16 protein-coding genes and 2 tRNA genes are annotated in these 23,098 nt (G+C 74.9%); 3 read left to right on the top strand and 15 right to left on the bottom strand.

All coding sequences use genetic code 11. The features are described from left to right. Window positions 1-28: 28 nt before the first annotated feature. Together AC3WT4_RS08535 and AC3WT4_RS08530 are read right to left on the bottom strand one after the other, a co-directional pair. Window positions 29-101: transfer RNA gene (locus tag AC3WT4_RS08535), tRNA-Thr, on the bottom strand. A gap of 165 nt (window positions 102-266) precedes the next feature. Beyond that, window positions 267-348, bottom strand: a tRNA-Tyr gene (locus AC3WT4_RS08530). A gap of 128 nt (window positions 349-476) precedes the next feature. Here AC3WT4_RS08530 and rarD point away from each other — a divergent pair. The 3 genes from rarD to AC3WT4_RS08515 are packed head-to-tail and all read left to right on the top strand — an operon-like array spanning window position 477 to window position 3,046. Beyond that, window positions 477-1,514, top strand: a complete 1,038-nt coding sequence (gene rarD / locus AC3WT4_RS08525) for an EamA family transporter RarD (protein ID WP_492315235.1) — start codon at window positions 477-479, stop codon at window positions 1,512-1,514. 56 nt (window positions 1,515-1,570) lie between these two features. Beyond that, complete coding sequence (locus AC3WT4_RS08520; RefSeq protein WP_074808851.1) at window positions 1,571-2,065, top strand: YajQ family cyclic di-GMP-binding protein; 495 nt, start codon at window positions 1,571-1,573, stop codon at window positions 2,063-2,065. Window positions 2,066-2,077: 12 nt separating this feature from the next. Beyond that, a complete protein-coding gene (locus AC3WT4_RS08515) occupies window positions 2,078-3,046 on the top strand; it encodes an HAD family hydrolase (RefSeq protein WP_492315307.1) in 969 nt (322 codons plus the stop codon). A 101-nt stretch (window positions 3,047-3,147) separates the two neighbouring features. Here the strand turns inward: AC3WT4_RS08515 and htpX are convergent, their stop codons facing one another. The 13 genes from htpX to AC3WT4_RS08450 form a co-directional block, all read right to left on the bottom strand. Continuing rightward, on the bottom strand, window positions 3,148-4,032 hold the full coding sequence (gene htpX, locus AC3WT4_RS08510) for a zinc metalloprotease HtpX (protein WP_074808849.1): 885 nt from the start codon (window positions 4,030-4,032) through the stop codon (window positions 3,148-3,150). A gap of 231 nt (window positions 4,033-4,263) precedes the next feature. Further along, a complete protein-coding gene (locus AC3WT4_RS08505) occupies window positions 4,264-5,676 on the bottom strand; it encodes an FAD-dependent oxidoreductase (RefSeq protein ID WP_492315234.1) in 1,413 nt (470 codons plus the stop codon). Window positions 5,677-5,893: 217 nt separating this feature from the next. Continuing rightward, window positions 5,894-6,367, bottom strand: coding sequence for an LpqN/LpqT family lipoprotein (locus AC3WT4_RS08500; protein ID WP_209827099.1), 474 nt, complete (start codon window positions 6,365-6,367; stop codon window positions 5,894-5,896). A 130-nt stretch (window positions 6,368-6,497) separates the two neighbouring features. Then, window positions 6,498-6,770, bottom strand: coding sequence for a WXG100 family type VII secretion target (locus AC3WT4_RS08495; protein WP_021482523.1), 273 nt, complete (start codon window positions 6,768-6,770; stop codon window positions 6,498-6,500). Between the two features lie 135 nt (window positions 6,771-6,905). Next, window positions 6,906-11,390, bottom strand: coding sequence for a type VII secretion EssC family protein (locus AC3WT4_RS08490; protein WP_108049211.1), 4,485 nt, complete (start codon window positions 11,388-11,390; stop codon window positions 6,906-6,908). Between the two features lie 103 nt (window positions 11,391-11,493). Then, on the bottom strand, window positions 11,494-12,195 hold the full coding sequence (locus AC3WT4_RS08485) for a hypothetical protein (protein WP_043654136.1): 702 nt from the start codon (window positions 12,193-12,195) through the stop codon (window positions 11,494-11,496). After that, window positions 12,192-13,985 carry a serine/threonine-protein kinase gene (locus tag AC3WT4_RS08480; protein WP_492315233.1) on the bottom strand — a complete coding sequence of 598 codons (1,794 nt, stop codon included), beginning with the start codon at window positions 13,983-13,985 and terminating at the stop codon, window positions 12,192-12,194. The genes AC3WT4_RS08485 and AC3WT4_RS08480 overlap by 4 nt, the downstream gene beginning before the upstream one ends. Further along, window positions 13,982-15,700, bottom strand: a complete 1,719-nt coding sequence (locus AC3WT4_RS08475) for an FHA domain-containing protein (RefSeq protein WP_492315232.1) — start codon at window positions 15,698-15,700, stop codon at window positions 13,982-13,984. Before AC3WT4_RS08475 ends, AC3WT4_RS08480 begins: the two co-directional genes overlap by 4 nt. After that, window positions 15,697-16,554: a PP2C family protein-serine/threonine phosphatase gene (locus AC3WT4_RS08470; RefSeq protein ID WP_074808841.1), complete on the bottom strand. Its 858-nt coding sequence runs from the start codon at window positions 16,552-16,554 to the stop codon at window positions 15,697-15,699. The genes AC3WT4_RS08475 and AC3WT4_RS08470 overlap by 4 nt, the downstream gene beginning before the upstream one ends. Next, on the bottom strand, window positions 16,551-18,182 hold the full coding sequence (locus AC3WT4_RS08465; RefSeq protein WP_492315231.1) for an RDD family protein: 1,632 nt from the start codon (window positions 18,180-18,182) through the stop codon (window positions 16,551-16,553). The genes AC3WT4_RS08470 and AC3WT4_RS08465 overlap by 4 nt, the downstream gene beginning before the upstream one ends. Further along, a complete protein-coding gene (locus AC3WT4_RS08460; RefSeq protein ID WP_492315230.1) occupies window positions 18,179-20,680 on the bottom strand; it encodes a transglutaminase-like domain-containing protein in 2,502 nt (833 codons plus the stop codon). Before AC3WT4_RS08460 ends, AC3WT4_RS08465 begins: the two co-directional genes overlap by 4 nt. Continuing rightward, window positions 20,680-22,023, bottom strand: coding sequence for a DUF58 domain-containing protein (locus tag AC3WT4_RS08455; RefSeq protein WP_257418809.1), 1,344 nt, complete (start codon window positions 22,021-22,023; stop codon window positions 20,680-20,682). The genes AC3WT4_RS08460 and AC3WT4_RS08455 overlap by 1 nt, the downstream gene beginning before the upstream one ends. Window positions 22,024-22,105: 82 nt before the next feature. Continuing rightward, the gene (locus tag AC3WT4_RS08450; protein WP_074808837.1) at window positions 22,106-23,080 is read right to left on the bottom strand and encodes an AAA family ATPase; all 975 of its coding nucleotides are present in this window, start codon (window positions 23,078-23,080) and stop codon (window positions 22,106-22,108) included. Window positions 23,081-23,098: the final 18 nt, after the last annotated feature.

Here is a 23,098-nt window from a genome sequence, read left to right as displayed (position 1 = left end):
CCAGCAAGACGACCCCGCGTCACCACAGAGCCCCGAAAGGGAATCGAACCCTTGACCTTCTCCTTACCATGGAGACGCTCTGCCGACTGAGCTATCGGGGCAGCGCGGAAAACTCTACACGGAACACGGCGCCGAGAGAAATCGGCGTCGTTCCGCCGTTTCCGGGCCGTCGGACCGCGCCCGACGACGCCCTCGCGGGCACTCCCCACGCACCGGACCGGCACGACGACGGGGCGCCACCCGTGGGTGACGCCCCGTCGCTCCGGTGGCAGGTGAGGGATTCGAACCCCCGAAGGCTGAGCCGTCTGATTTACAGTCAGATCCCTTTGGCCGCTCGGGCAACCTGCCGTGTGGAGTTGTCGCTCGCCAGGACGCTGCACCAGGTGCAGCCCCTGCCGTGCGGGCGAGCCAACGATACAGCCCGACCGGACCAGGTGCGAAATCCGCGTGTGGGCGCCCCTCCGTACAGTGGTGCGGTGACCCACCCCTCCCCCGCGCCGGACCACCTCCCCGGCACCGGGACGCCCGTGCCCCCCGACGCGCCGTCCGCTCCTGCCGCGCCGTCCGTCTCCGCCCCGCCCGCGCCGTCGGGCGCCGGCCGCGGCGCGCCCGCCCCGACCGACCGCTGGGGCCTGCTGCTCGGTGCCGGCGCGTTCTTCCTCTGGGGCGCGATGCCCTTGTACTTCCCGCTCCTGGAGCCCGCGGCACCGCTGGAGATCATCGCGCACCGCGTCGTGTGGAGCCTGCTCTTCTGCCTCGTCCTGCTCGCCGCGACGCGCCAGCTCGGCGGCTTCGTCGCCGCCCTCCGGTCGCCCCGCACGCTCGGGACGCTCGCCGTCGCCGCCGTCCTCATCGTGACGAACTGGACGGTCTACGTGTACGGCGTCCTCTCGGGCCACGTGCTCGACGCCGCGCTCGGGTACTTCATCAACCCGCTCGTCACCGTGCTCCTCGCCGTCGCCGTGCTGCGCGAGCGGCTGCGGCCCGCGCAGTGGGTCGCGGTCGGCGTCGGCGGGGCCGCCGTCGTCGTCATCAGCACCGGCGCCGACGGGCTGCCGTGGATCGCGCTCGTCCTCGCGGGCTCGTTCGGCCTCTACGGCCTGGTGAAGAACCGCGTGGGCCGCACCGTCGAGGCGCTCCCGGGGCTCGCCGTCGAGACGGCGGTGCTCACACCCGTCGCGCTCGGGTACCTGGTGTGGCTGGGCGCCACGGGAGCCGGCACGTTCGGCACCGAGGGCGTGGGCCACGCGCTGCTGCTCGCCTCCGCGGGGATCGTCACGGCCCTGCCGCTGCTGCTGTTCAGCGCGGCCGCCCGGCGGCTGCCGCTCAGCGTCGTCGGGCTCCTGCAGTACCTGGGCCCGGCGCTCCAGTTCCTGTTCGGCCTGCTCGTGTTCCACGAGCCCATGTCGCCGACGCGCTGGGCGGGCTTCGGGCTCGTCTGGCTCGCGCTCGTCGTGCTCTCGGTCGACGGCCTGCGCACCGCCCGGGCGACGCGCCTCGCAGCCCGTCCCTGAGCCTGCTCGACTACGGTGGGACCCAGCACCCTTCCCGGCCCGAGAGAGGACCACCCATGGCCGACTCGTCGTTCGACATCGTCAGCAAGGTCGACCGCCAGGAGGTCGACAACGCGCTGAACCAGGCCGCCAAGGAGGTCTCGCAGCGCTACGACTTCCGCAACGTCGGCGCGTCCATCGCCTGGAGCGGCGAGACCATCGTCATGGTCGCCAACTCGGCCGAGCGCGTGCTCGCGATCCTCGACGTGTTCGAGACCAAGCTCATCAAGCGCGGCATCTCGCTCAAGTCCCTCGACACGGGCGACAAGGAGCCCAAGGCGTCGGGCAAGGAGTACCGCCTCGTCGCGACCCTCAAGGAGGGCCTGTCGAGCGAGAACGCGAAGAAGATCACCAAGATCATCCGCGACGAGGGCCCCAAGGCCGTGAAGACCCAGATCACGGGCGACGAGGTACGTGTGACGAGCAAGTCGCGCGACGACCTCCAGGCCGTCATCGCGCTGCTCAAGGGCGCCGACCTCGACGTCGCGCTGCAGTTCGTCAACTACCGGTAGCTCGCCGTGATCCTGCCCGACGGCGGCCCGCGCCCGGTCGCGCCGGGCCGTCCCGCCGCGTCGTCGAGCGGGCTCCCGCGCGTCGTCGCCACGGACCTCGACGGCACGCTCCTGCGCTCCGACGGCACCGTCTCGGCGCGCACCCGCTCCGCGCTGCTCGCGGCCGAGCGCGCGGGCGTCGAGGTGGTGTTCGTCACCGCCCGGCCGCCGCGCTGGCTCGACGCGCTGGTCGACGTCGTGGGCGGGCACGGGCACGTCATCTGCCTCGGCGGGGCCGCCGTCTGGGACCTCGCGACCGCGAGCCCGCTCGACGTGGTCGGTTTCGCCGACGACGAGGCGGCAGCGCTCGTCGCGGCCCTGCGAGCCGCCGTCCCGGGGGTCGCGCTCGCGTTCGAGCGCGTCGACGGGCCCACGTTCGACCCGGGCTTCCGCTCCACCCCGGACGACGACGCCGACGTCGTCGCCGTGGTCGAGACGACGCTCGACCCCGGCGCCGCGTCGGGCGACGCGGCGAGGCAGCCCGTCGGCAAGATCCTCGCGCGCGACCCCGCCGTCCCCGTCGAGGACGCCCCCGCGACGCAACCGGTCGTCGTCGCGGAGGGCCAGACGACGGCGCAGGAGTCGTTCTTCGCGCGCGTGCGCGACGCCGTCGGGGACCGCGCCCACCTCGCCTACTCCGGCGCGGCGGGGCTCGCGGAGCTGCTCGCCCCCACGGTCACCAAGGACGCCGCGCTCGCGCGCTGGTGCGCACGCCTCGGCGTCGACGCCGCCGACGTCTGGGCGTTCGGCGACATGCCCAACGACCTGCCGATGCTGCGCTGGGCGGGGCGCTCGTTCGCCGTCGCGAACGCGCACCCCGACGTGCTCGCGGCGGCGACCGACGGCACGGCCTCGAACGACGACGACGGCGTCGCGCGCGTCCTGCTCGACGCCGTCGACGCCCTGCGCCATGCGCCCGGGAGGGCGTCGTCGACCCGCTGAGCGCGGTCACCGCGCTCCGCACCCCGCACTCCCGACGTGCACCCTCCCCGGGCTGACGCGGAACCACCGCGTGGGCGTCGCCGTCCCCCGCGGCGCGTCGGTCAGTGGTAGGTGATGCCGCCGTAGCCCGGGCCGTGGCCGGCCATCGCCTCGAGCCGCTTGATGCGCTCCGCCATCGGCGGGTGCGTCGCGAACATCTTGCCGACGCCCGCACCGCGGAAGGGGTTGGCGATCATCAGGTGCGAGACGTCGACGAGGTCGCGGTTCTGCGGCAGGGGCGCGCGCTGCGTCCCGGCGTCGAGCTTGCGCAGCGCGGACGCGAGCGCGAGGGGGTCGCCGGTGAGCTTCGCGCCGTCCTCGTCCGCGTCGTACTCGCGCGTGCGCGAGATGGCGAGCTGCACGAGCATCGCCGCGATCGGCGCGAGGACCACCATGGCGATCGCCGCCAGCGGGTTGCCGCCCCGGTCGCGGTCGCCGCCGAAGATCAGCAGGAACTGCGCGAGCGACGTGATGACCCCGGCGAGCGCGCCCGCGACCGACGACGTGAGGATGTCGCGGTTGTACACGTGCATGAGCTCGTGCCCGAGGACGCCGCGCAGCTCACGCTCGTCGAGGAGGCGCAGGATGCCCTCCGTGCAGCACACGGCCGCGTTCTTCGGGTTGCGACCCGTCGCGAACGCGTTGGGCGCCTGGGTGGGCGACACGTACAGGCGCGGCATCGGCTGGCGCGCCTCCGTGGAGAGCTCGCGCACGATCCGGTACATGGCGGGCTGCTCGAGCTCGCTCACCGGGCGCGCGTGCATCGCGCGGATCGCGATCTTGTCGGAGTTCCAGTAGCCGTAGAACGTCGTGACGAGGCCGATGCCGACGAACAGCCACAGCAGGTTCGCGCGCGCGCCGAACAGGGCCCACAGGCCCAGGACGATGGCCCACATGACGCCGAACAGGCCTGCCGTCTTGAGACCGTTGAAGTGCTGACGCCCCACGCTGTGCTCCCTTCCGCGCCCCGGGGGCCCCGCGCGGAGTGCCGGGCGCCCGACGGGCGCCGACCCTGCCGACGCCCACCTGGATGAACGCCCGAGGCGACCGTCCCGTTCCCGGGCGGGGCGACGGCGTCGGGCACCCGCGGCGAGGGAGGCCCGGGACCACCCCCGGGACGACGACGGCGCCCCACCCGGTGCGGGTGGGGCGCCGTCGGACGTGCGGCAGGGGGCCGGTCAGCCGGCCTGCGACTGGCCGCGCGCGACGCGGATCATGTCCTCGCGCGGGACGACCTTGATGCGCTCGCGCCCGTGCGGCTCGCCGAGCGAGCGCTCGTACGCGTCGAGGAGCTCCCAGCCGGACCACTCGATCGGGTCCACGCCGCGCTCGCGCAGGAAGTCCAGGACGGCCTCGGGCTCGCCGAGCGGAGCGACCCGGCCCGCCGTGAGGTCGGCCGTCGCGACGTCGCCGCCGTCGCCCGCGCCCGTGACGTCCTCGACGAGGTGCCGGACGGTCTCGGACGCGTCGGACTTCGTGTGCCCGATGAGGCCCACGGGGCCGCGCTTGATCCAGCCCGTCGCGTAGACGCCGGGGAGGTGCTCGCCGTCGATGTCGACGACGCGGCCCTCGCGGTTGGGGATGACGCCCTTGAGCTCGTCGAAGGGGATCTCCGGGAGCGGCGAGCCGAAGTAGCCGACCGCGCGGTACACGGCCTGGACGGGCCACTCGTGGAACTCGCCCGTGCCGGAGACCGTGCCGTCGCCGTTGAGGCGCGTGCGCTCGGTCCGCAGCGCCTCGACCTTGCCGTCGCCGAGGACCGCCGTCGGCGCGTGGAGGAAGTGCAGGTGCAGGCGCCGCGACGCCGTGTTCTGGCTCGGGTCCTTGAGCGTCCAGTCGGTGAGGGTCTTGACGACCTGCTTCGTCTGGTTCGAGGAGCTGATGGCGGCCATCGAGCCCTCGTCGAACTCGAAGTCCTCCGGGTAGACGACGACGTCGACGTCCGGGACGTGGCCGAGCTCCCGCAGCTCGAGCGGCGAGAACTTGGCCTGCGCCGGACCACGGCGGGCGAAGACGTGCACGTCGGTGACGGGCGAGGCCTTGAGCGCCTCGTAGACGTTCTGCGGGACCTCGGTCGGGAGCAGGTCGTCGGCGTGCTTCGCCAGGACGCGCGCGACGTCGAGCGCGACGTTCCCCGCGCCGAGGACCGCGACCTGCTGGGCCTCGAGCGGCCACGTGCGCGGGACGTCGGGGTGGCCGTCGTACCAGGACACGAAGTCGGCCGCGCCGTAGGAGCCCGGGAGGTCGATGCCCTCGATCGGGAGCGCCGCGTCGCGGATGGAGCCGGTCGAGAAGATCACCGCGTCGTAGTACTGGCGCAGGTCGTCCAGCTTGAGGTCGACGCCGTAGTCCACGTTCGCGAGCAGGCGGATGTCGCCGCGGCTCAGCACCTTGTGGAGCGCCACGATGATCTGCTTGATGCGCGGGTGGTCCGGCGCGACGCCGTAGCGCACGAGGCCGAACGGCGCGGGCAGGCGCTCGAACAGGTCGATGCTCACGTCGAGGTCGGTCTTGGACAGGATGTCCGCGGCGTAGATCCCGGCGGGACCAGCGCCGACGATCGCGACGCGCAGTGGACGGATGCTGCTCACAGGACAGGGCGCCTTCCGGTCGAGGACGGGGGTCTCTCCCGCGCGGCCGACGGGCCGTTCCGCGTCGACCGGTGGGTACCGGCCGCAGGAGACCTCTCGATTGTACGACTGGGGTGAGGGTTGCCTCACTCGGACCCTCTCCTCCGTGACCAGCCTGACACCGGTCTCGCCTGCTGGATACCCCGTCTTGCGGTCCGGGCGAATGTAACGCCGGGGGTCAGCGGTCGACGCGGAGGCTCTCCTGGACCGCGCGGATCTCCCCCGCGGCCCACGGGTGCTGCGTCAGCGTGCACGTCCCCGTCGTCTGCACGAGGTCGGCCACGGGGCCGCGCGGGACCACGACCGTGCGCACCGCCTGCACGAGGACCGTCCCCCCGCCGCCCTTGAACGACGCCTCCAGCCAGCGCCCCGGCAGGCCGTCGACGTCCACCTCGCCGCCGTCGAGCTCGCGCAGGCGCGGCATCGGCCGGAGCTTGCGGAGGACCTCGGCGTGCGCGTCGTCGAGCGTCTGCTCCGCCCGGATCCGCGACACCGTGACGATGACGTTCGGGTTGAACTCCCCCGGGTCGACCTCGCGGCCGAGCGCGAGCGGCAGGCCGACGTGCGGGAGCGGGACCCACCGCTCCGGCGCGACGACGCGCACCCCCACCGGCGCGGGGAAGTCGTCGCTCGGGTAGCGCAGCTCGGTCATGCGTCAGGTCCTCTCGTCGGGGTGGGCGCCGCGGGGCGCGTCAGCAGTCTCGCACCCGGGGCCGGTCCCGGACACGCCGAGGGCGCGGGACCCTCTCGGGGTCCCGCGCCCTCGGCGGAGCTCAGCCGGATCAGCTGTTCGAAGCCTGCTCCTGCTGCTGCGCGTTCTGCGTGGCCTTCTGGCCCGCGTCCGTCAGCGTCTGCGCGACGTTGTTGAGCTGCGTCTGCGCGGCCGGCCAGTCGCTGCCCTTGAACTGCTGGGCGTCGGGGCCCTCCCACGGCACGCTCTGGATCTGGGAGTTCAGGTTCTGCATCGTCGTCCGGATCTCGTCCGCCTTCTGCTGCAGCGTCTGACCGAGCCCACGGAGCTCCTCGACGTTCGCGCCCCACATGCCACCAGCCATGGTGTTCTCCTTCTGTGTCTCGACCCCCACCCTGCGTGGACGTCGTCCCGTTGTCGATGGCAGTACTCAACCATCGGCCCACGAACGCCGTCGATGGGGAGGTGTCCCCATGAGGTGCCCGTGGTCGTCACGTCGCTACCGCGGGAGCGCGACGTGCAGCTTGCGCGCCCTCCCCGAGACCACGAGGAAGCCGCGTCCCGGCGGGAAGTCCGCGCGGCGGATCCGGCCCAGGCCCGTCCCGAGCAGCGTGTCGCCGTCGAGGTCGCCGGGCGTCAGGAGCAGACCGGTGCGCCCCGCCTTGAACGGCTGCGCGATCGCCCACGCCTGGCCCCACGTCGAGGACTCCGCCTCGCCCACGACGAGCTGCTCGGCCCGCGTGGCGGCCCGCACGAACGCGACGAGGGGCTGCTCGGCGGGGGTGCCGGTGAGCTCGGTGACCGACTCGATGAGCACGGTGAGCGTGCCCGGGCGCAGCGACCCGCTCTCGATCGCCTGCGTGAGCGTCTCGAGGAGCGTCACGACCTCCTCGGGCGACGTCGCGACGGTGTCCCACGCGTCGAGCGCCGAGATGCTCGTGCGGCGCGGCGAGAGGTAGACGACCCGGCCCGCACGCGCCCGGCGCACGGCCTGCGCGATGGTGACGAGCGCCGTCGTGCGTCCGCCCCCGGGAGGGCCCGAGAGCATGAACGTGCCGCGCGCGGGGAGCCCGACGGGCGCGATGTCGAGGTCGTCGAGACCGATCGTCGGACGCCCGCCCGTGACCTCGGGCAGCGACTCGAGCGCGAAGCCGTCCGGCAGCCGCTCCACGCCCGGCGCCTGCGGGATGCCGAGCCGCGTCATCGCGTCGCGGAGCTTGCCGAGCTCGCGCGCCTGGAGCGCGACGTTCGGGTCGCCGCCGAGCACCGCGACCTGGACCTCGTTCTCGTCCAGGACGCCGCGCCCGGGCGGGGACGTCAGCGACAGCACGTCCTTCGGGACGCCGAGCGTCAGGTAGTCGTCCTCGCTCGCGAGGCGCAGCACGAGCCGCTTCTGGATCGTCGAGCCGAGCGACGTCGGGACCGAGGCCGCGCGGTCGCCCGCGACGACGACGTGGACGCCGACCTGGCGCCCGTCGGTCGCGACGGCCGTGAAGGCACCCCACACGGGGAACGCGTGCGCGGGCCGGAACTCGTACGACTCGCGGAACGCGCCGATGCCGTCGACCAGGAGCAGGATGCGCGGCTCGTCGGGCGCGTTCGCGAGCCGACGGTACTCGTCCAGGCTGCCGGCGCGGACGGCGGCGTACCGGGCGGACCGCTCGTCGACGAGGTCGCGCAGGGTGCGCAGGAGGCGCTGGACGCGCTCCTCGTCGTCGCCCGAGATGACGGCGCCGACGTGCGGCAGGTCCTCGAGCATCCGCAGGCCGCTCGCGCCCGCGTCGATCGCGTACACCTGGACGGGGCCGCCGCGCGCGGTGATGGCGGCCGAGACAGCGATCGTCCGCAGCGTGGCGCTCTTGCCCGACCCGCCCGTGCCGTAGATCGCCATGTTGCCGTCGCGGTCGGGCTCGTAGAACACCGTCGGCTGGGCCTGCGACTTCGGGTCGTCCTCGACGCCGAGCAGCAGCATCGTGTCCGTGCGCGGGTTCGGCAGGCGCGCGAGGTCGTACGTCGGCGCGAGCTCGGCGAGCCACGGCTTGCGCGGCATCGGGACCGCGGCCTCGGTCGCGGCCCGGGAGATCGTCGCGACGACGCGCGCGATGTCGTTGGGGCCCGGGTCGGTGACCTCCTCGACCTCGGGTTCCGGGAGCTCCCAGCGCACGCCGGTGCCGAACGACATCTCCTGCACGTCGATGCGGGGGCGCTCGGGACGCGACGTCGTCCAGCCGCCCGCGTAGCCGGTCTGGAACGGCGTGATGCGACCGGGGCCGGTCTTCACGGCGCCGCGGCCCGGGATCGACGGGTCGAAGTGCGCCGCCATGGGGATGCCGAGGATGTCCGTCGAGTCGTCCTCGTCGGCCATGCGCAGCGCGACGCGCAGGTTCGTGTTGGCGCGCAGGTTGTCCTTGATGACGCCCGCGGGACGCTGCGTGGCGAGGATGAGGTGCAGCCCGAGGGACCGGCCGCGCTGGGCGACGTCCACGACGCCGTCCACGAACTCGGGGACCTCGTTGACCAGCGCCGCGAACTCGTCGACGACGATGAGCAGGCTCGGCGGCGCGTCGGGGTCGCCCGTGCGCTCGAGGGACGCGAGGTCCTTGGCCTTCTTCCGGTTGAGCAGGTGCTCGCGGTAGCGCAGCTCGGCGCGCAGCGACGTGAGCGCCCGGCGCACGAGGTGGGGCGAGAGGTCGGTGACGAGCCCCACCGTGTGCGGCAGGTTCACGCAGTCCGCGAACGCGGCGCCGCCCTTGTAGTCGACGAAGAGGAACGTCACGCGGTCCGGGCTGTGCGCCGCGGCCATGCCGAGCACCCACGACTGGAGGAACTCGGACTTGCCCGCGCCCGTCGTCCCGCCCACGAGCGCGTGCGGGCCCTGCGTGCGCAGGTCGAGGTAGAGCGGCTCCGTGCCGGAGTGGCCGACGAGGCCGCGGAGGTTGGTCGGGACGGAGCGCCGCACCGGCGGGGACCCGTCGCGCGGAGTGAGCGACCCGTTCTCGCGCCACGCGTCGATGAGTCGGCTCGGGTCCTCCGCGAGCGCCGTGCCCGCGAGCGCGAGGTAGGAGACCGAGCGCGGGAGGTCCGAGTCGTCGTCGACGGGCGCGCCGACGTCGACCACCGGAGCCAGGATGCGCGCGACCTCGTGCGCCGTCGCGAGGTCGACCGTCTCGCACGCCACGGGGAACGTCAGGCGCCCGACGCGGACCTCGCCGCTCGTCGCGCCGGCGGTGCCCCCCGGGCCGGCGGTGTCGGCGGTGTCCGCGCTGTCCACGAGCACGAACGTGCGGCACGCGGCCGGGAGCTGCTCGACGGAGGGCGCGACCCACACGACGTGCACGCCGGCGTCCGCGCCGCGCTCGACGAGGCGCGTGAGGCGCGAGCGGTCGACCGGGGCGTCGTCCTCGACGAGCACGACGACGGTCGGCAGGACCGGCTTGGGGGTGTCCTCCCCCTCCTCGGGGTCGATCGGCCCGCGCAGCTCGGCGTGCGTGCCGAGGTCGGCGCCGCGCAGCTCGACGAGGTCCTCGAGCTGGGACAGGAGCGACTGCGCGGCACCCGGGTTGTCGGCGAGGTGCTCGCCGCCCAGCGGGCTGTGGGCCGACCCGGTGTGCGGGAGCCACTCGAGCCACTCCCAGTCCGCGCGCGAGCGCTGCGACGTCACCGCCGCGAGCACGAGCTCCGACGGCGAGTGCAGGCCCGCGAGCTGGACCAGCACGCCGCGCGCGACGGCGTCGACCGCGGCGCCCGCCCCCGCGACGCCGAGCGCGCCGACGGTCCGCAGCGGCGCGACGACGGGGACGCCGGAGATCGTGGCGCACTGCGTGTGCAGCTTCTCGAGCTCGTTCCAGAACTCCGGCAGCGTGTTGTTCTCGCTCGGCTGCTCGAGCTGCGTGCGCGCGGGCGCGGAGCCGAGCCCGATCCGGACGGAGAGGAACGCGTCGTGCTCCGGGCGGTGCGTCCACAGCAGGCCGCCGAGACGGCGGACCGCGTCGACCGTGTCGGCGACCGACGGCGCCTCGGAGAGCCGCACCGCGCGCTCGACCGCGTGCGTGCGGTCGATCGTGTCGCGCATCGCGACGACGGCGGCCTCGAACTGCTCGCGCTGCGCCTTGAGCTTGCGCCGCGCCTGCACCTTCTGGTCGAGGTAGTTGCCGAGCATGAGGATCGGGCTGAGCCCGATGAAGACGATCGACAGGACGTTGCGCGTGACGGAGTAGAGGATCACGCCCATGAGGAGCGGCGCGACCATCGCCAGGTAGGGGAACCGCTGCGGCTCGGGCGGCTGCGGCGGCTTGGGCGCCTTGAGCTTGCGCTCGGGGAAGCGGGCCACGACGCGCGGGGACCGGTTGAACTCCACGACCGGGCTCGTGGGCGCGAGGCTCGTCGTGCGGTGCAGCGCGACGACCGAGACCACGGTCGTCCCGATCGTCACCGTGTCCGCGGACGTGAGCGTCGAGCGCAGCATCCGCTGGCCGCCCATGACCAGGCCGTTCGCGGAGTTCGTGTCCGTGATCTCGATCGTCTCGCCGACCGTGATGCGCGCGTGCCGCTTCGACACCTGGGGGTCGCTCAGGCGGATGTCCATGTTGCGGTCGCGCCCGAGGTAGCTCGTGCCGACCGGAAGCGAGAACTCGCGGCCCGCGTCGGGGCCCTCCAGCACGCGCAGCACGGCGACGGCGGCTCCGCGGTCCTGGCCCGGCGAGTCGAACTGCTCGGAGACCCGCACGATCGAGACGGTCGACCCCGAGCGCAGCCCCGCCTCGACGAGGTCGCTCGTCGGCGACAGCACGCGACCCTGGCCGCTGCCCGACGGCGACGTCCCGACCTGCAGCGTGAGCCGGTCCGGGACGGCGGTGCCTGCGCGCGTCGGGTCGCCCGCGAACAGCGCCTCGGCGACGTCGCGCACCGACGCCGTCGCGTCGGCCGTGACGGCGACGTTCGTCGTGCTGGCGTCGGGGCGGTGCAGCGTGAGCTTGATTCGCACGGGAGTTCCTCGTTCGGGTCCGGGTGGTCAGCGGCGGACGGCGAGCGGTCGACGGGCGCGACCGACCGGAACGCGCGGCGCGCGCTCGCAGGAGCGGGCGGGCTCAGCCGTCGTCGGTCAGGTCGAGCAGGGGCAGGTCGGCCGCCGTCACGAGGCGCGACGCCACGGCGTACTCGACGAGCCGCGCGCGGCGGTTCGTCGCGAGCGCGCCGGGCCCGCCGCGCAGGCCCTTGACGCCGATCCGGTCGAGCTTGTCGCACACGTTGTCGAGCTTGCGGTTGAAGCGCGTCGTCGCCCAGCCGAGCCGGGCGGCCGCCGCGGCGGACGACGGGATCTCCGACAGGCCCGTGCCGTCGCGCCGCAGCATCGGCTCGGCGAGCGCCACGATGAGCTGCTTCTGGCTCGTCGTGAACGTGATCATGCCGATGGTCGTCGCGCCGCCCGCCTCCGGGTCCTCCGAGCGGATCTCCTGGTAGGGCGCGCCGCGCAGCTGCGCGGTGATCTCGTACGTCGTCGGCCCCGCGGTGAACACGATCGACGTCGTCGGGAAGACGATGGGCAGGCGGTTGCCCGGCGAGAGCCACGACTGGACGCCGCCGCCCGAGTCGCACACCGTCGCGGAGATGAGCGACCCCACGTTGGCGAGCCACCAGATGCCGCCCTCGTGCGCGATGCGCAGGAAGCGTCGGTGCAGGTACGGGTTGTCCTCGATCGCGAGGTCCCCGTCCCGCCCGATGTCGAACGGGTCGCCGTCGGTGGACGGGCGGAACCACTCGCCGCAGAACTCGACCGCCAGCTCGCTCATGCCGCCTCCCCCGTGACGCACGTCTTCTGCGGCGCGGCCGAGACCTTGCCGTCCCGGTCGACGATGACCTCGATGCAGACCTGCTCGCCGGGCTTGGCCCGGAGCTCGACCGACGTCTTGTCGAAGTTCTCCTTGAACGGCGTCTCCTCGATCGGGTCGATCTTGCGCCACCAGAAGGAGTCGTCCTCGAGCGCCTTGTCCGAGTCGTAGGCCCACGTGAACGTCGCGACCTCGCGCGCCGGGTCGTAGGTGCCGACGAGGTCGTTCACCGGGGGCACGAGGTCACCGAGGTTGTCCGACGGGACGAAGTCGTCGTCGGGCGCGGCCGAGCTCTCGCCGCCCGCGGTGGTCTCCGTGTCGTCCGGCGTCGCGTCGGGGCGCAGGAGGAAGAACCCCCCGACGGCGACCGCGACGCCGACGACGCCCGCGACCGTCGCCCAGAGCGCACCCCGGCCGGAGCGCTGCTCCTGCGGGGACGCGTCGTCGGGCGCGTGGTCCGGCCCGGCGGTCCGGTGCACGGTGTCCTCGACGGGCGGAGCGCCCCAACCGCCGGGACGCCGTGGCCCGGGGTACAGCCGCGAGGGGTCCGTGAGCTCCGCGACGGGCGCACCACCCTGCCCGACGGCGGTCGTCGGCACGGTGCCGGACGTCCCCGCCGCCGGCCCCTGGTCCCACGAGGCGGGCGCGTAGGGCACCTGGGGGCGGTACGGCCCCGGCTGCGCGGGCGCGGTGCCCGGGGCGACGGTCTGCCCCGGCCACGCACCGGGCGGGGCGGTGTGCAGCGGGGTGGTCGGCTGCGTGGGACGGCCGGGCGCCACGGGGCCCGCGGACGTCCCGGTCCCCGACGGGTCGATGGAGACGACCTGGCGCAGGCGCGTGCCGGCGTCGTCGTCCGGCTCCTCCTCCTGGACGTGGCCCGAGTCGTCGAGCAGGTCGATCGGCGTCACCGCGTACGACAGCTCGTTCTGGACCTGCTGGAGGGCGCGCGCGAACGCGAGGACCGTCGGGTAGCGCGACGCCGGGCTCTTCGCCATCGCGGTCGCGAGCACGCGCTCGAGCGAGGCCGGGACGTCGGTGCGGCCCGTCGGGGGCAGCGGCGAGCCCTCGATGCGCGAGATGAGGTTCGCGCTCGAGTTCGACCCCCCGGGCACCTCGAACGGGGTGCGCCCGGCGAGCAGCGTGTACGTCGTCGCGGCGAGCGCCCAGACGTCCGTCGCGATGCCGCTGCGCGGGGGCTCCGCGAACGACTCCGGCGGGGACCACGGGATCGACATTCCCTCCGCGCGCGCGGCGTCGTCGACCGTGGACGAGATGCCGAAGTCCGTGAGCGCGGGGTGCCCGTACTCGGTGACGAGGATGTTCGCGGGCTTGATGTCGCGGTGCAGGATCCCGGCGCGGTGCGCCGTCTCCACCGCACCGGCGATCTGGACGGCCGTGCGCAGCGCCTCCGCGACCGGGAGCCGCTCGGTGCGGTAGCGCGCCCCGAGGTTGGGCCGCGAGCAGTACTCCATCGCCAGGTACGGGCGGCCGTCGTCCGCGATGTCCGCCTCGTACATCGTGACGATCGACGGGTGCGTCGAGAGCGTCGCCATGAGGTCGGCCTCGGCGTCGAACGCCGCGCGCTGCGAGTGGCTCGACCACTCGTGCAGCAGCACCTTCACCGCGACGCGGCGGCGCGGGCGCTGCTGCTGGTACAGGAAGACGTCCGAGAACCCGCCCGAGCCGATGAGCGAGACGTACTCGAAACCGCGGATCTCCGGTGGTGGGGACGGTGCGCGCTTGCTGCTCACCGGATCCCCTCGAACCGCAGGGTCACGCCGTCGCCCAGGTCGGCGACGTCGCCGTCGACGACGAGGACCGGCTCGGACGGGTGCAGGCGCCGCGGCGGCTGGCCGCCGCGCAGGAGCGTGGTCCCGTTCGTCGTCGCCATGTCGCTGACGAGGACGTGCCAGCCCTCGAGCGTGATCTCCAGGTGCGAGCGCGAGATGTCCTGCTGCGGGCTCGGCACCGTGACGAGGCGCGGCAGTTCCGCCGCCTGGGTGCGCGGCGAGCGCGGGCGGCGGCCCACGACGACGGGACGGTCGAGCTCGAGCGTCTGGCCCGTCGAGACCACGACCCGGCCGAGCGGCGGGCGCACGGCGAGCTCGGCGTCGCCGTCGAGCGGTGCCTCGCACACGGCGCACGTGTCGCGCGACGGCGGGTTCGCGTGCCCCTCGGGGCACGTGCGCGCGAGGATCTGCTGCTGCCCCGGCGCGGGCGGCGGGCTGAAGGACGGGACCGGGGGCGGCACGGGCGCGTCCTCAGCCGCGGGCTCCTGGGCCGCCGCGCGCAGGTCGGCGATCGCCGACGAGAGCACGGTGTGGCCGTCGTGGTCGAGACCGGCGACGGGCGCGTCCTGCGCGGGCTCGTCGTCGGGCGTGACGGTCGCCGCCCGGTGCGCGGCGGCGGGCGTCGCGCCCGTCCACTCGCGCGGGACGCCCGCGATGAGGCCGTCCGGCGCGGGCGGCGGGGCCGGCACGGGTGCCTCCTCCGCGGGCGGGGCGGGGACGGCCGGGGGCGCGGGCGGGACCGAGGCGGACGGCGCGGGCTCGTCGGCCTCGTCCGTCTCCTCGTCCTCCGCGGCGCGGACCGCGGCGTCCTCGACGGTCCGCAGGATGGTGGAGCCCCACAGGTGGGCGTAGTCGTCGTCCTCCTCCGGCGGCGCCTCGGAGACCGGCGCGGCCGGCTCCGCGACGGGCGCCGGCTCGACGACGTCGGGCTGCGGCGCGATCGTCTCCTCCGGGAGCCGGAGCGTCGCCCCGAGCCCGCCGAGGACCGTCGTCGCCGACGGCGCCGCGGGCGCCTCGGCGAGCGTCGCGGTCTCCGCCGCGGAGTGGTGTGCGCCCGGTCCCGCGAGCGGCTCGGGGCGGTCGGCCCCACCCGTCTCCGGGGCGGCGAGCGGGCGGCCGTCGGCTCCGGCGTCGGGACCGAGGTCGTCGCTGCCCCGGTCCTCGCTGCCGGTCGTGGCGGGCTGCTCGGGGCGCTCGACGAGCGGCCACGCGACCGCGGCCGCGAGCACCACGCCCGACTCGAGCGGCACGGAGAGCGCATCCCCGAGGAGCGGCCCGCCGGGCGCGGCGGGCTCGACAGGCACGACGCCCGCGTCGGCCTGGACGAGCAGCTCGACGACGTCGTCCAGGACCCGCTCAGACCAGGTGGTGACGCCCTCGCCCTCGACCTGGACGCGGTCGCCGCCGTCGAGCTCGAGCGTGACGGAGAGGCGGCCGCGCGCGGCCACGTGGACGCGGCGGCCGGTGACGACCGCGACGACGAACGGGGGCACGGTGCGCAGGCTCGACCCGAACGCGCCCGTGAGGACCTGGAGGACCTCGACCACGCCCGCGTCGGTGCCGAGCTGGTCCCACACCTGCTCGACGAGCGAGGGCTCCACCGGTGCGGGCAGCACGACGACCGCGCCCCCGCGCACCACGGTGCGTGCCGTTCCGGTGACGTAGCGCAGCGTCACGTCAGACCCCCGATCTGCAGACGAACATCCCTGGGCAGCGTGTCCTCGTCGACGACCGGACCCGGCGCCCCCGCCTGGTCCCGCGGTGTCGTGCTCCCGCCGCTCGTGTCGTCGGACACGCCCGTCGCGTCGACGACGACGACTGTGATGTTATCCCGGCCACCGGCGGCGATGGCCTCGTGGACCAGCCGCTCGGCGGCGGCCTGCGGGTCCGGCGTGGCGAGCAGGACCTCCGCGATCCGCTCGTCGGACAGCTCGCCGGTGAGGCCGTCGGAGCAGACGAGCACGCGGTCGTGCCGCTCGATGGGCAGGTACCAGAAGTCGGCCTGCGGGGCGTTGCGCGAGCCGAGCGCGCGCGTGACGACGTGCCGCCGCGGGTGCGTGAGCGCCTCGATCGGGGTGAGGAGACCGGCGTCGACCATCTCCTGCACCTCGGAGTGGTCCACGCTCACCTGCTCCAGCCGACCGCCCGCCAGGTGGTAGGTCCGTGAGTCGCCGACGTTGACGACGAGCCAGTACGGGTTGCCGTCCTGCTCGGAGACGACGACGCCCGTGACGGTCGTGCCGGCGCCGCGGCCCGGCTCGGTGACGATCGCCTGCACGTTCTCCTGCGCGACCGCGATCCGGGTCCGCACCTCCTCGGGCGTGACGACCTCGAGGTCGGCGAGCGGGCGCAGCGCCTCGACGGCCGTCGCGCTCGCGACCTCGCCCGCCTCGTGCCCGCCCATGCCGTCGGCGACGAAGAACACGGAGCGCGCGGCGAGGAAGCGGTCCTCGTTGAGGAGGCGGCGGGCGCCGCGGTGCGACGCCGCGCCCCAGGCCAGGTGCACCTCGGCGGGCTGGTCGGTGGTCACGAGACTCCCGGGTGGACGACGAGGCGACGGTCGCCCACGTGGATGGTCGCGCCGACGGGGACGCGCACGCGCGTCCCGGGCTCGGCGACGCGGGGCGGTGATCCGGGCACCGAGACGACGGTGCCGTTCGTCGAGCCGCGGTCGGTGAGCCACAGGCCGCTCGGGTCGACGCGCAGCTCGGCGTGCGTCTTGGAGACGGAGCGCGTCGGGTCGTCGACCGCGACGAGCGTCCACGGGCCGTCGTCGGGCGCCTGCGGGTTGCGGCCGACGAGGGTCGGACGGTCGACGGTGCGCCGCTCCCCCGACTCGAGCTCGAGGACGACGGACACGTCCGGCGCGGGGTCCATCGCGCGCACGTCGCGCGCGGACATCCGGGTGCTGTCCCACTCGGGCTCGGCGGCCTCGGGGACCGCCGGTGCGGCGGCAGCCGCCGGGGCGGACGCGGGCACCGGCGCGGGCGTCGGTGCCGGGGCAGGTGCGGGTGCGGGTGCGGGTGCGGGTGCGGGCGGCGGGGCGGAGGCACCGCCTCCGACGCCGGGGACGCCCGTGATGAGGCCGCCCTGGGCGGGCGCGGGCGTGGACGGGAAGGCCCACGGGTCCGGCACGGGGGCGGACGCCGTCGGCACCGCCGCGGACGGCTCGCCGGGACGGGCGGGCGAGGCGGCAGACGGCGGCGCGAACGACGCGGCGGGGGTCGCGGGCGACGGGGCGGGCGGGCGCCCGGCGTCGGGCACCGGGTACGACGCCGCCGGGCCGCCCGGGACGGCGGGGTACCCGGCGGGGGCGGCCGGGCCGCCGTACGCTCCCGGGCCGCCCGCCACCAGCGAGGCGACGCCGTCGTACCCCGAGGACGCGGGGGCGACGCCGCGCACGTCGAGCACGAGCGACCGGCCCGCCTTGTCGTGCCAGCCCTGCGACCGGCCCGAGGAGTCGAAGCGCGGGCTGAGCAGCACGACGAGGATCCCGCCCAGCGGCACGACCCCGACGATGATCCACCGCAGCGCCGCGCGCCCGAACCCGACCGGACCGCGCGTGCCCGCGTCCACCGTGCGGATGCCGGTCGCGAGGTTGCCGAGCGTCTTGCCCGTCGAGCCCTCCCAGAACCACACCCCGACCCACCACGCGAGCGCGAGCACCGCGGCCACGACGTAGACCACGAGGATCTTGCCGAGCAGCGCGGCGGCCTCGTCCTGGGTCACCGTCTGCACGCTGCCCAGCGGCGCGCCCACGACCGCGAGTCCGGCCACGAGGACCACGAGCGCGACGACGGCCGGCACGGCTGCGTCGACGACGTACGCGAGGAAGCGGCGGCCGGTCCCGGCGAACGGCGCGCCCGCGAGGGACGACGGCGACGCCCCGGTCGAGACCGGGGCGAAGGCCTTCTGCGTCGCCGCGTAGACCTCGGGCTCGGTCGTCGTGTCCGGGGCCGCGTGCGCGACAGCGGCGTACGGCAGCTCCGGGCCACCGGGGCCCCCGCGGCCGGCGACGGCCTGGACCCCGCCGACCGGGCCGGACGCCGGTGCGGCGAGGGGCCGGCCCGTCCGCGGGAAGGGCTGCCCGCACACCGCGCAGAACGCGGCTCCCGGGGACTGCGCGGACCCGCAGGCGGGGCACGTCACGTCGCTCATGACTCGTCTCCCTGTCGTCTCGACGGCCCCGACGACGACCCTGCCGCCGGGGGCACCGCGCCACCCCGCGCGCCGGCGCGGCGGCCGGGCAGCCACCGGCGCAGGCCCGCGGAACCGCCGCCCGCGCGCACGGACCGCAGCGAGAGCGCGGCACGCACGCGAGCGCGACGGTTCACGGAGGAGCGTAGCCCTCCGACGACGGAGTCGACGTCCGCCCAGAACGCCTCGATCTCCTGCTCCGTCGGCTCCCCCGTGCCGAAGACGGTCGCGTCCGCGCGGTGCGCGAGCGGGATGGTCGCCGTGGCGCCGTACGCCTGCGCGAGCACCCCCGCGCCCTCGCGGCGCGTCGAGCCGGCGGGGACGGGCGTCCCGAGGTCGGTCGCGGCGTCGAGCACCTCGCGCCAGCCGCCGCTCACGCGGTCGACGGGGCGTTCCGCGGTGCGGCGCCGGGCCCGGCGCCGCGCCTTGTAGGCGAGCACGAGCACGATCGGCAGCGCGAGCAGCGCGAGGGGCACGACCACGGCGACGCCGATGAGGACGGCCTGGCCCCAGTCGAACCCGTCGCTGTCCGCCTTCTCCTTCTCCTCGTCGTCGATCTTCCCGGCCTCGGCCTCGGCGGGCTCCTCCGGCGGCTCCGGGTCCTCGAGGATCGGGGGCTTGGGCACCTGGAGGCTCTTCGGCTCCGGCTGGATCTTGTTGTCCTCGTCCGGGATCGCCGTGATCGGCACCCAGCCGTGCCCGACGAACGGCACCTCGGCCCACGCGTGCACGTCGGTCCCGGTCGCGGTGTACGGCTCGCCCGGCTCGAGCGGGTTCTTCTCCAGGTCGGGGTAGAAGCCCATGACGACGCGCGCGGGGATGCCGGCCTGGTTGGCCATGAGGGCGAGCGCGACGGCGAACTGCTCGTCGTCGCCCACCATCTCCTCGTCGGCGAGCAGCGTGTCGATCCGCTCCGCCGAGTGGCCCGGCCGCGACGGCGGCTGCGTGTCCAGCCCGCTCGAGAAGATGCCGCTCGCGACGAGGCCGTCGCGCAGCGCGAAGAGCTGGTCGACCGGCTCGGTCTCCTCGCCCATGAACTGCGCGGCCTTGCCCGCGAGCGACGCGGGCAGCACCCCCTTCGGCGCGGCGGGGACCTGCACGGACTGGTCGATCGCCCCCGCTCGGAGGTCGTCCTCGGTCGGCTCGGCCGTGACGAGCGCGTCGAGCGTGTAGGTGTCGCCCGGGCGCAGCCCGGCGGTCGACAGCGCCGTCCCGGTCGTGGAGTTGTAGTACGTGGTGTCGCCGAGCTCACGGGCCCGCTCGCCGGTGTACGTGATGCCCGCGAGCCGGCCGACGTCGGGCACCCACACCCCGGTGTAGTCGCCGACCTGGACGTCGAGGCGCGTCGGCGTGCCGGGTGCGACCGTCGCGATCTCCTGGCCCGCACGCGTGTAGACGCCCGAGCCGGGCAGGCCGCTCGAGACGTCGTAGACGACGCCGTTGTACGTGTCGAGCGCGGCGAGGCGGACCTTCGCGCCCGGGGGCAGGCCCCGCACGGTGAACAGCTCGTCCTCGCGCATGTCCTTGGCGTACTTGCGGAACGCCGTGAGCGGGCTGACGTACTGGTGCAGGTCGAGCGGCGGGACGACCGTCTCGCGCAGGACCGTGCGCGGGTCGTCGGGCAGGAGCGCCGGGGCCGCGAAGGCCGCCGCGACGCCCCCGACGACGAGCATCGCGGCACCGGTGCGCACGCGGTGCCACCACAGGCGGCGGGTCGCGGCGCGGCTCGCCTCCGTCGTGATCTGGTGCGCGCCGAGGCGCGCGGCGGTGACGCGCCACCCCGCCCAGAGCAGGCCGACGCCGCCGAGGACGAGGCCCTGCACGACCGGGTAGGCCGCGATGACGGTCCCGAGCAGGATGACCCCCACGAACGCGACGGCCACCGGCACGAGCGCCCACGCGGCGCGGCGCGCGCGCCACGCGATCGTGCCCGCGAGGAGCCCCGTGACGAGCATGAGGAGGTACGGGACGACCGCGAGGTGCGGGAACGAGTGCAGCGGCGGGACCGTCGTGACGAACTCCTTCCAGCCCGTCACCGCCCCCCGCGCGAGGTCGGAGATCGTCGCGAGCGACGGGAGCACGCCGCCGATCGCGTCGGCGGGCAGGGCGAGCACGCCGCCCAGGAGGAGGTACGCGAGGACCGCGACCGGGAGCACGGTGTAGGCCGCCCAGCGCCGCCAGGCGCCGAGCCACGCGACCCCGAGACCGACGACGGCGCCGCCCGCCGCGGGGAGCAGGTAGCCCGAGGAACCCCAGACGGGGCCGAACCCGACGACCGTGGCGCCGAGGACGAGGACGAGCGCGAGCGCGTCGACGGCGCCGAGCACCGTGAGGGCGCGCGGGGTGTCGGCGCCCCGCAGCCGGGTGGTGTTCCGCTGCGACGTGCCGGACGAGGGCGCCGGGGTGCCGACCGGCGTGGCGCGGCGCGAACCGCGCGTCGTGGTGCTGGGAGCGCTCATCAGTCGTTCAGCCTCCGCAGGGCGAGGGGGAGCTCGCCGAGCTCGCCGATGGTGAGGACGACGAGCTCCGCGATGGCGTGCCGGCTGAGGGACGCGCCGGGCACGCACTGGATCGCCATGACGCGCACGTCCTGCGGCAGGCGCGCCGACGCCGCGCGGAGCTCCGTCGGGGTGACCCGGCTCCCGACGATGAACGCCACCACCGACGCGTCCGTGATCGTCAGGCCCGCGACGCGCGCGACGTCGACGAGCGACGTCCGCTGCGACTGCGTCTCCACGCGCGCGAGGTCGTCGAGGAGGCGCGTGCGGTGGTCGCCGCGCAGGTTGCCGTCGTTGACGAGGACGGTGACGCCGCGGTCCTCCTTGATCGCCTGGAGCCCGAGCGACCCGCACGCGCTCACGGCGAGCTCGAACTCGTCGTCGTGCGCGTAGTCCTCGGCCCGCGTCGAGAGCAGCACCGCGAGGTGCGAGCGCCGCGTCTCCTCGAACTGGCGGACCATGAGCTGGCCCGTGCGGGCCGTCGTCTTCCAGTGGATGTGGCGGCGGTCGTCACCGGGCACGTAGTCGCGCAGCGCGTGGAACGAGACGTCGGAGTTCGAGATGTCGGTGGTCACGCGGCCCTCGAGGTCCTTGAGGAAGCCGGTCGACGAGCCGGACAGGTTCTTGACCCGCGGGTGGACGAAGAGCTCCTCCGGCTCGGTCCACACGACCTCGCGGCGCAGGAGCCCGAGCGGGTCGGCCCGCACCGAGCGCACCGGGCCGACGGAGATGACCGACCGCCGGTGGGTCGGCACGGTGAAGATCTCCTCGTGGCTCGCCTGCGGGCGCAGGCGCGGCACGGGGAACGTCGCCATGCCCTGCCCCACGGGCAGCTCCATGACCGACGGGAGCAGCGGGCGGGCCGAGTCGTTGCGGACGTCGAGCCGGCCCACCGCGCGGTCCCCCACCGTGACGCGCTGCTGCGCGAGGTCGAGCACGACGGCGTACCGGAAGCGCCCGAGGACGAACGCCACGGCCGCGAGCAGCGCGACGGTGAGCAGGACCGCCACGACGAGCAGCTCGAGCCAGGACAGCGCGAGCCCCGCCCACCAGCTCGCGACCGTGACGACGAGCGCGGCCCAGCCGAACGGGCTGACGGCGGACGTCACGGGCCGGACCGCCCGCGCGGCGGGCGCGAGAGCGCGCCCGACCGGAGCGGTGACCCGCGCGAGGGGTGCGGCGAGGGGGCGGAGCAGCCCGGCGAGGGCCGACCCCGCGCGGGGTGCGCCCGGGCGCCCGCCGCGGGCGGTGCGGCCGGAGCGGGTGCCCGGGCGCCCGCTCGTCGGGCCGGGGGTGGCGTTCATGGCATGAGCTCTCGGTCGGTGCGGGTCGTCGGTCCGCCGGCGGCGGGACGGCGTGCGGCCGGCGTGCGGGACGCCGGACGCGTCAGGCGCTGCGGCGCTCCTGCGGCGCAGCGACGTCGGCGAGCAGACGGCCGAGCACGGCCTCGTTCGTCGCGCCCGCGAACTCGGCCTCGGGGTCGAGCACGAGGCGGTGCGCCCACGCCGGCTGCGCCAGCTCCTTGACGTCGTCCGGCAGGACGTAGTTGCGCCCGTGCGCCGCGGCCCAGACCTTCGCGCACCGCACGAGGGCGAGCGCACCACGGACGGAGACGCCGACCCGGACCTCGGGCGCGTTGCGCGTCTCCTCGGCGAGCCGGGAGACGTACTCGAGCACCGCGCCGTCGACGTGCACGCGCGCGCCGAGCTCGGCCATCTCCGTCACGGCCTGCGTCGTGATGAGCGGCTGGAGCGTCTTGCTCCGGTCGCGGACCGACGCGCCCGAGAGGATCTCGACCGTCGAGGCGTGGTCCGGGTAGCCGATCGACGCCTTCATGAGGAAGCGGTCGAGCTGCGCCTCGGGCAGGCGGTACGTGCCGGCCTGCTCGATGGGGTTCTGCGTCGCGATCACCATGAACGGGCGGCCCACGTCGTGCCCCACGCCGTCGACGGTGACCTGCCCCTCCTCCATGACCTCGAGGAGCGCCGACTGCGTCTTGGGCGACGCGCGGTTGATCTCGTCGGCCAGGACGATCGAGGCGAAGATCGGGCCCTGGTGGAACTCGAACTTCCCCGTCTTCTGGTCGTAGATCGTCACGCCCGTCACGTCGGAGGGCAGGAGGTCCGGGGTGAACTGGATGCGGTTGTTCGTGCCCTGGACGCTCGCCGCGAGGGCGCGCGCCAGCGAGGTCTTGCCGGTGCCGGGCGCGTCCTCGAGGAGGATGTGGCCCTCGGAGAGCATGCACGTCAGGGTCAGGCGCACCACGTGCGCCTTGCCCAGGACGGCCTGGCCCACGTTGCCGACGAGGCGGTCGAAGGTCTGAGCGAACCAGGTGGCCTGCTCGGGGGTCATGGTGGTCATTCGTCGCTTCCGTTCGCT

The sequence above is a fragment of the Cellulosimicrobium sp. EB106-03-01-XG111 genome (assembly GCF_058792115.1).
This window is presented reverse-complemented; position numbering and strand designations above follow the sequence as displayed.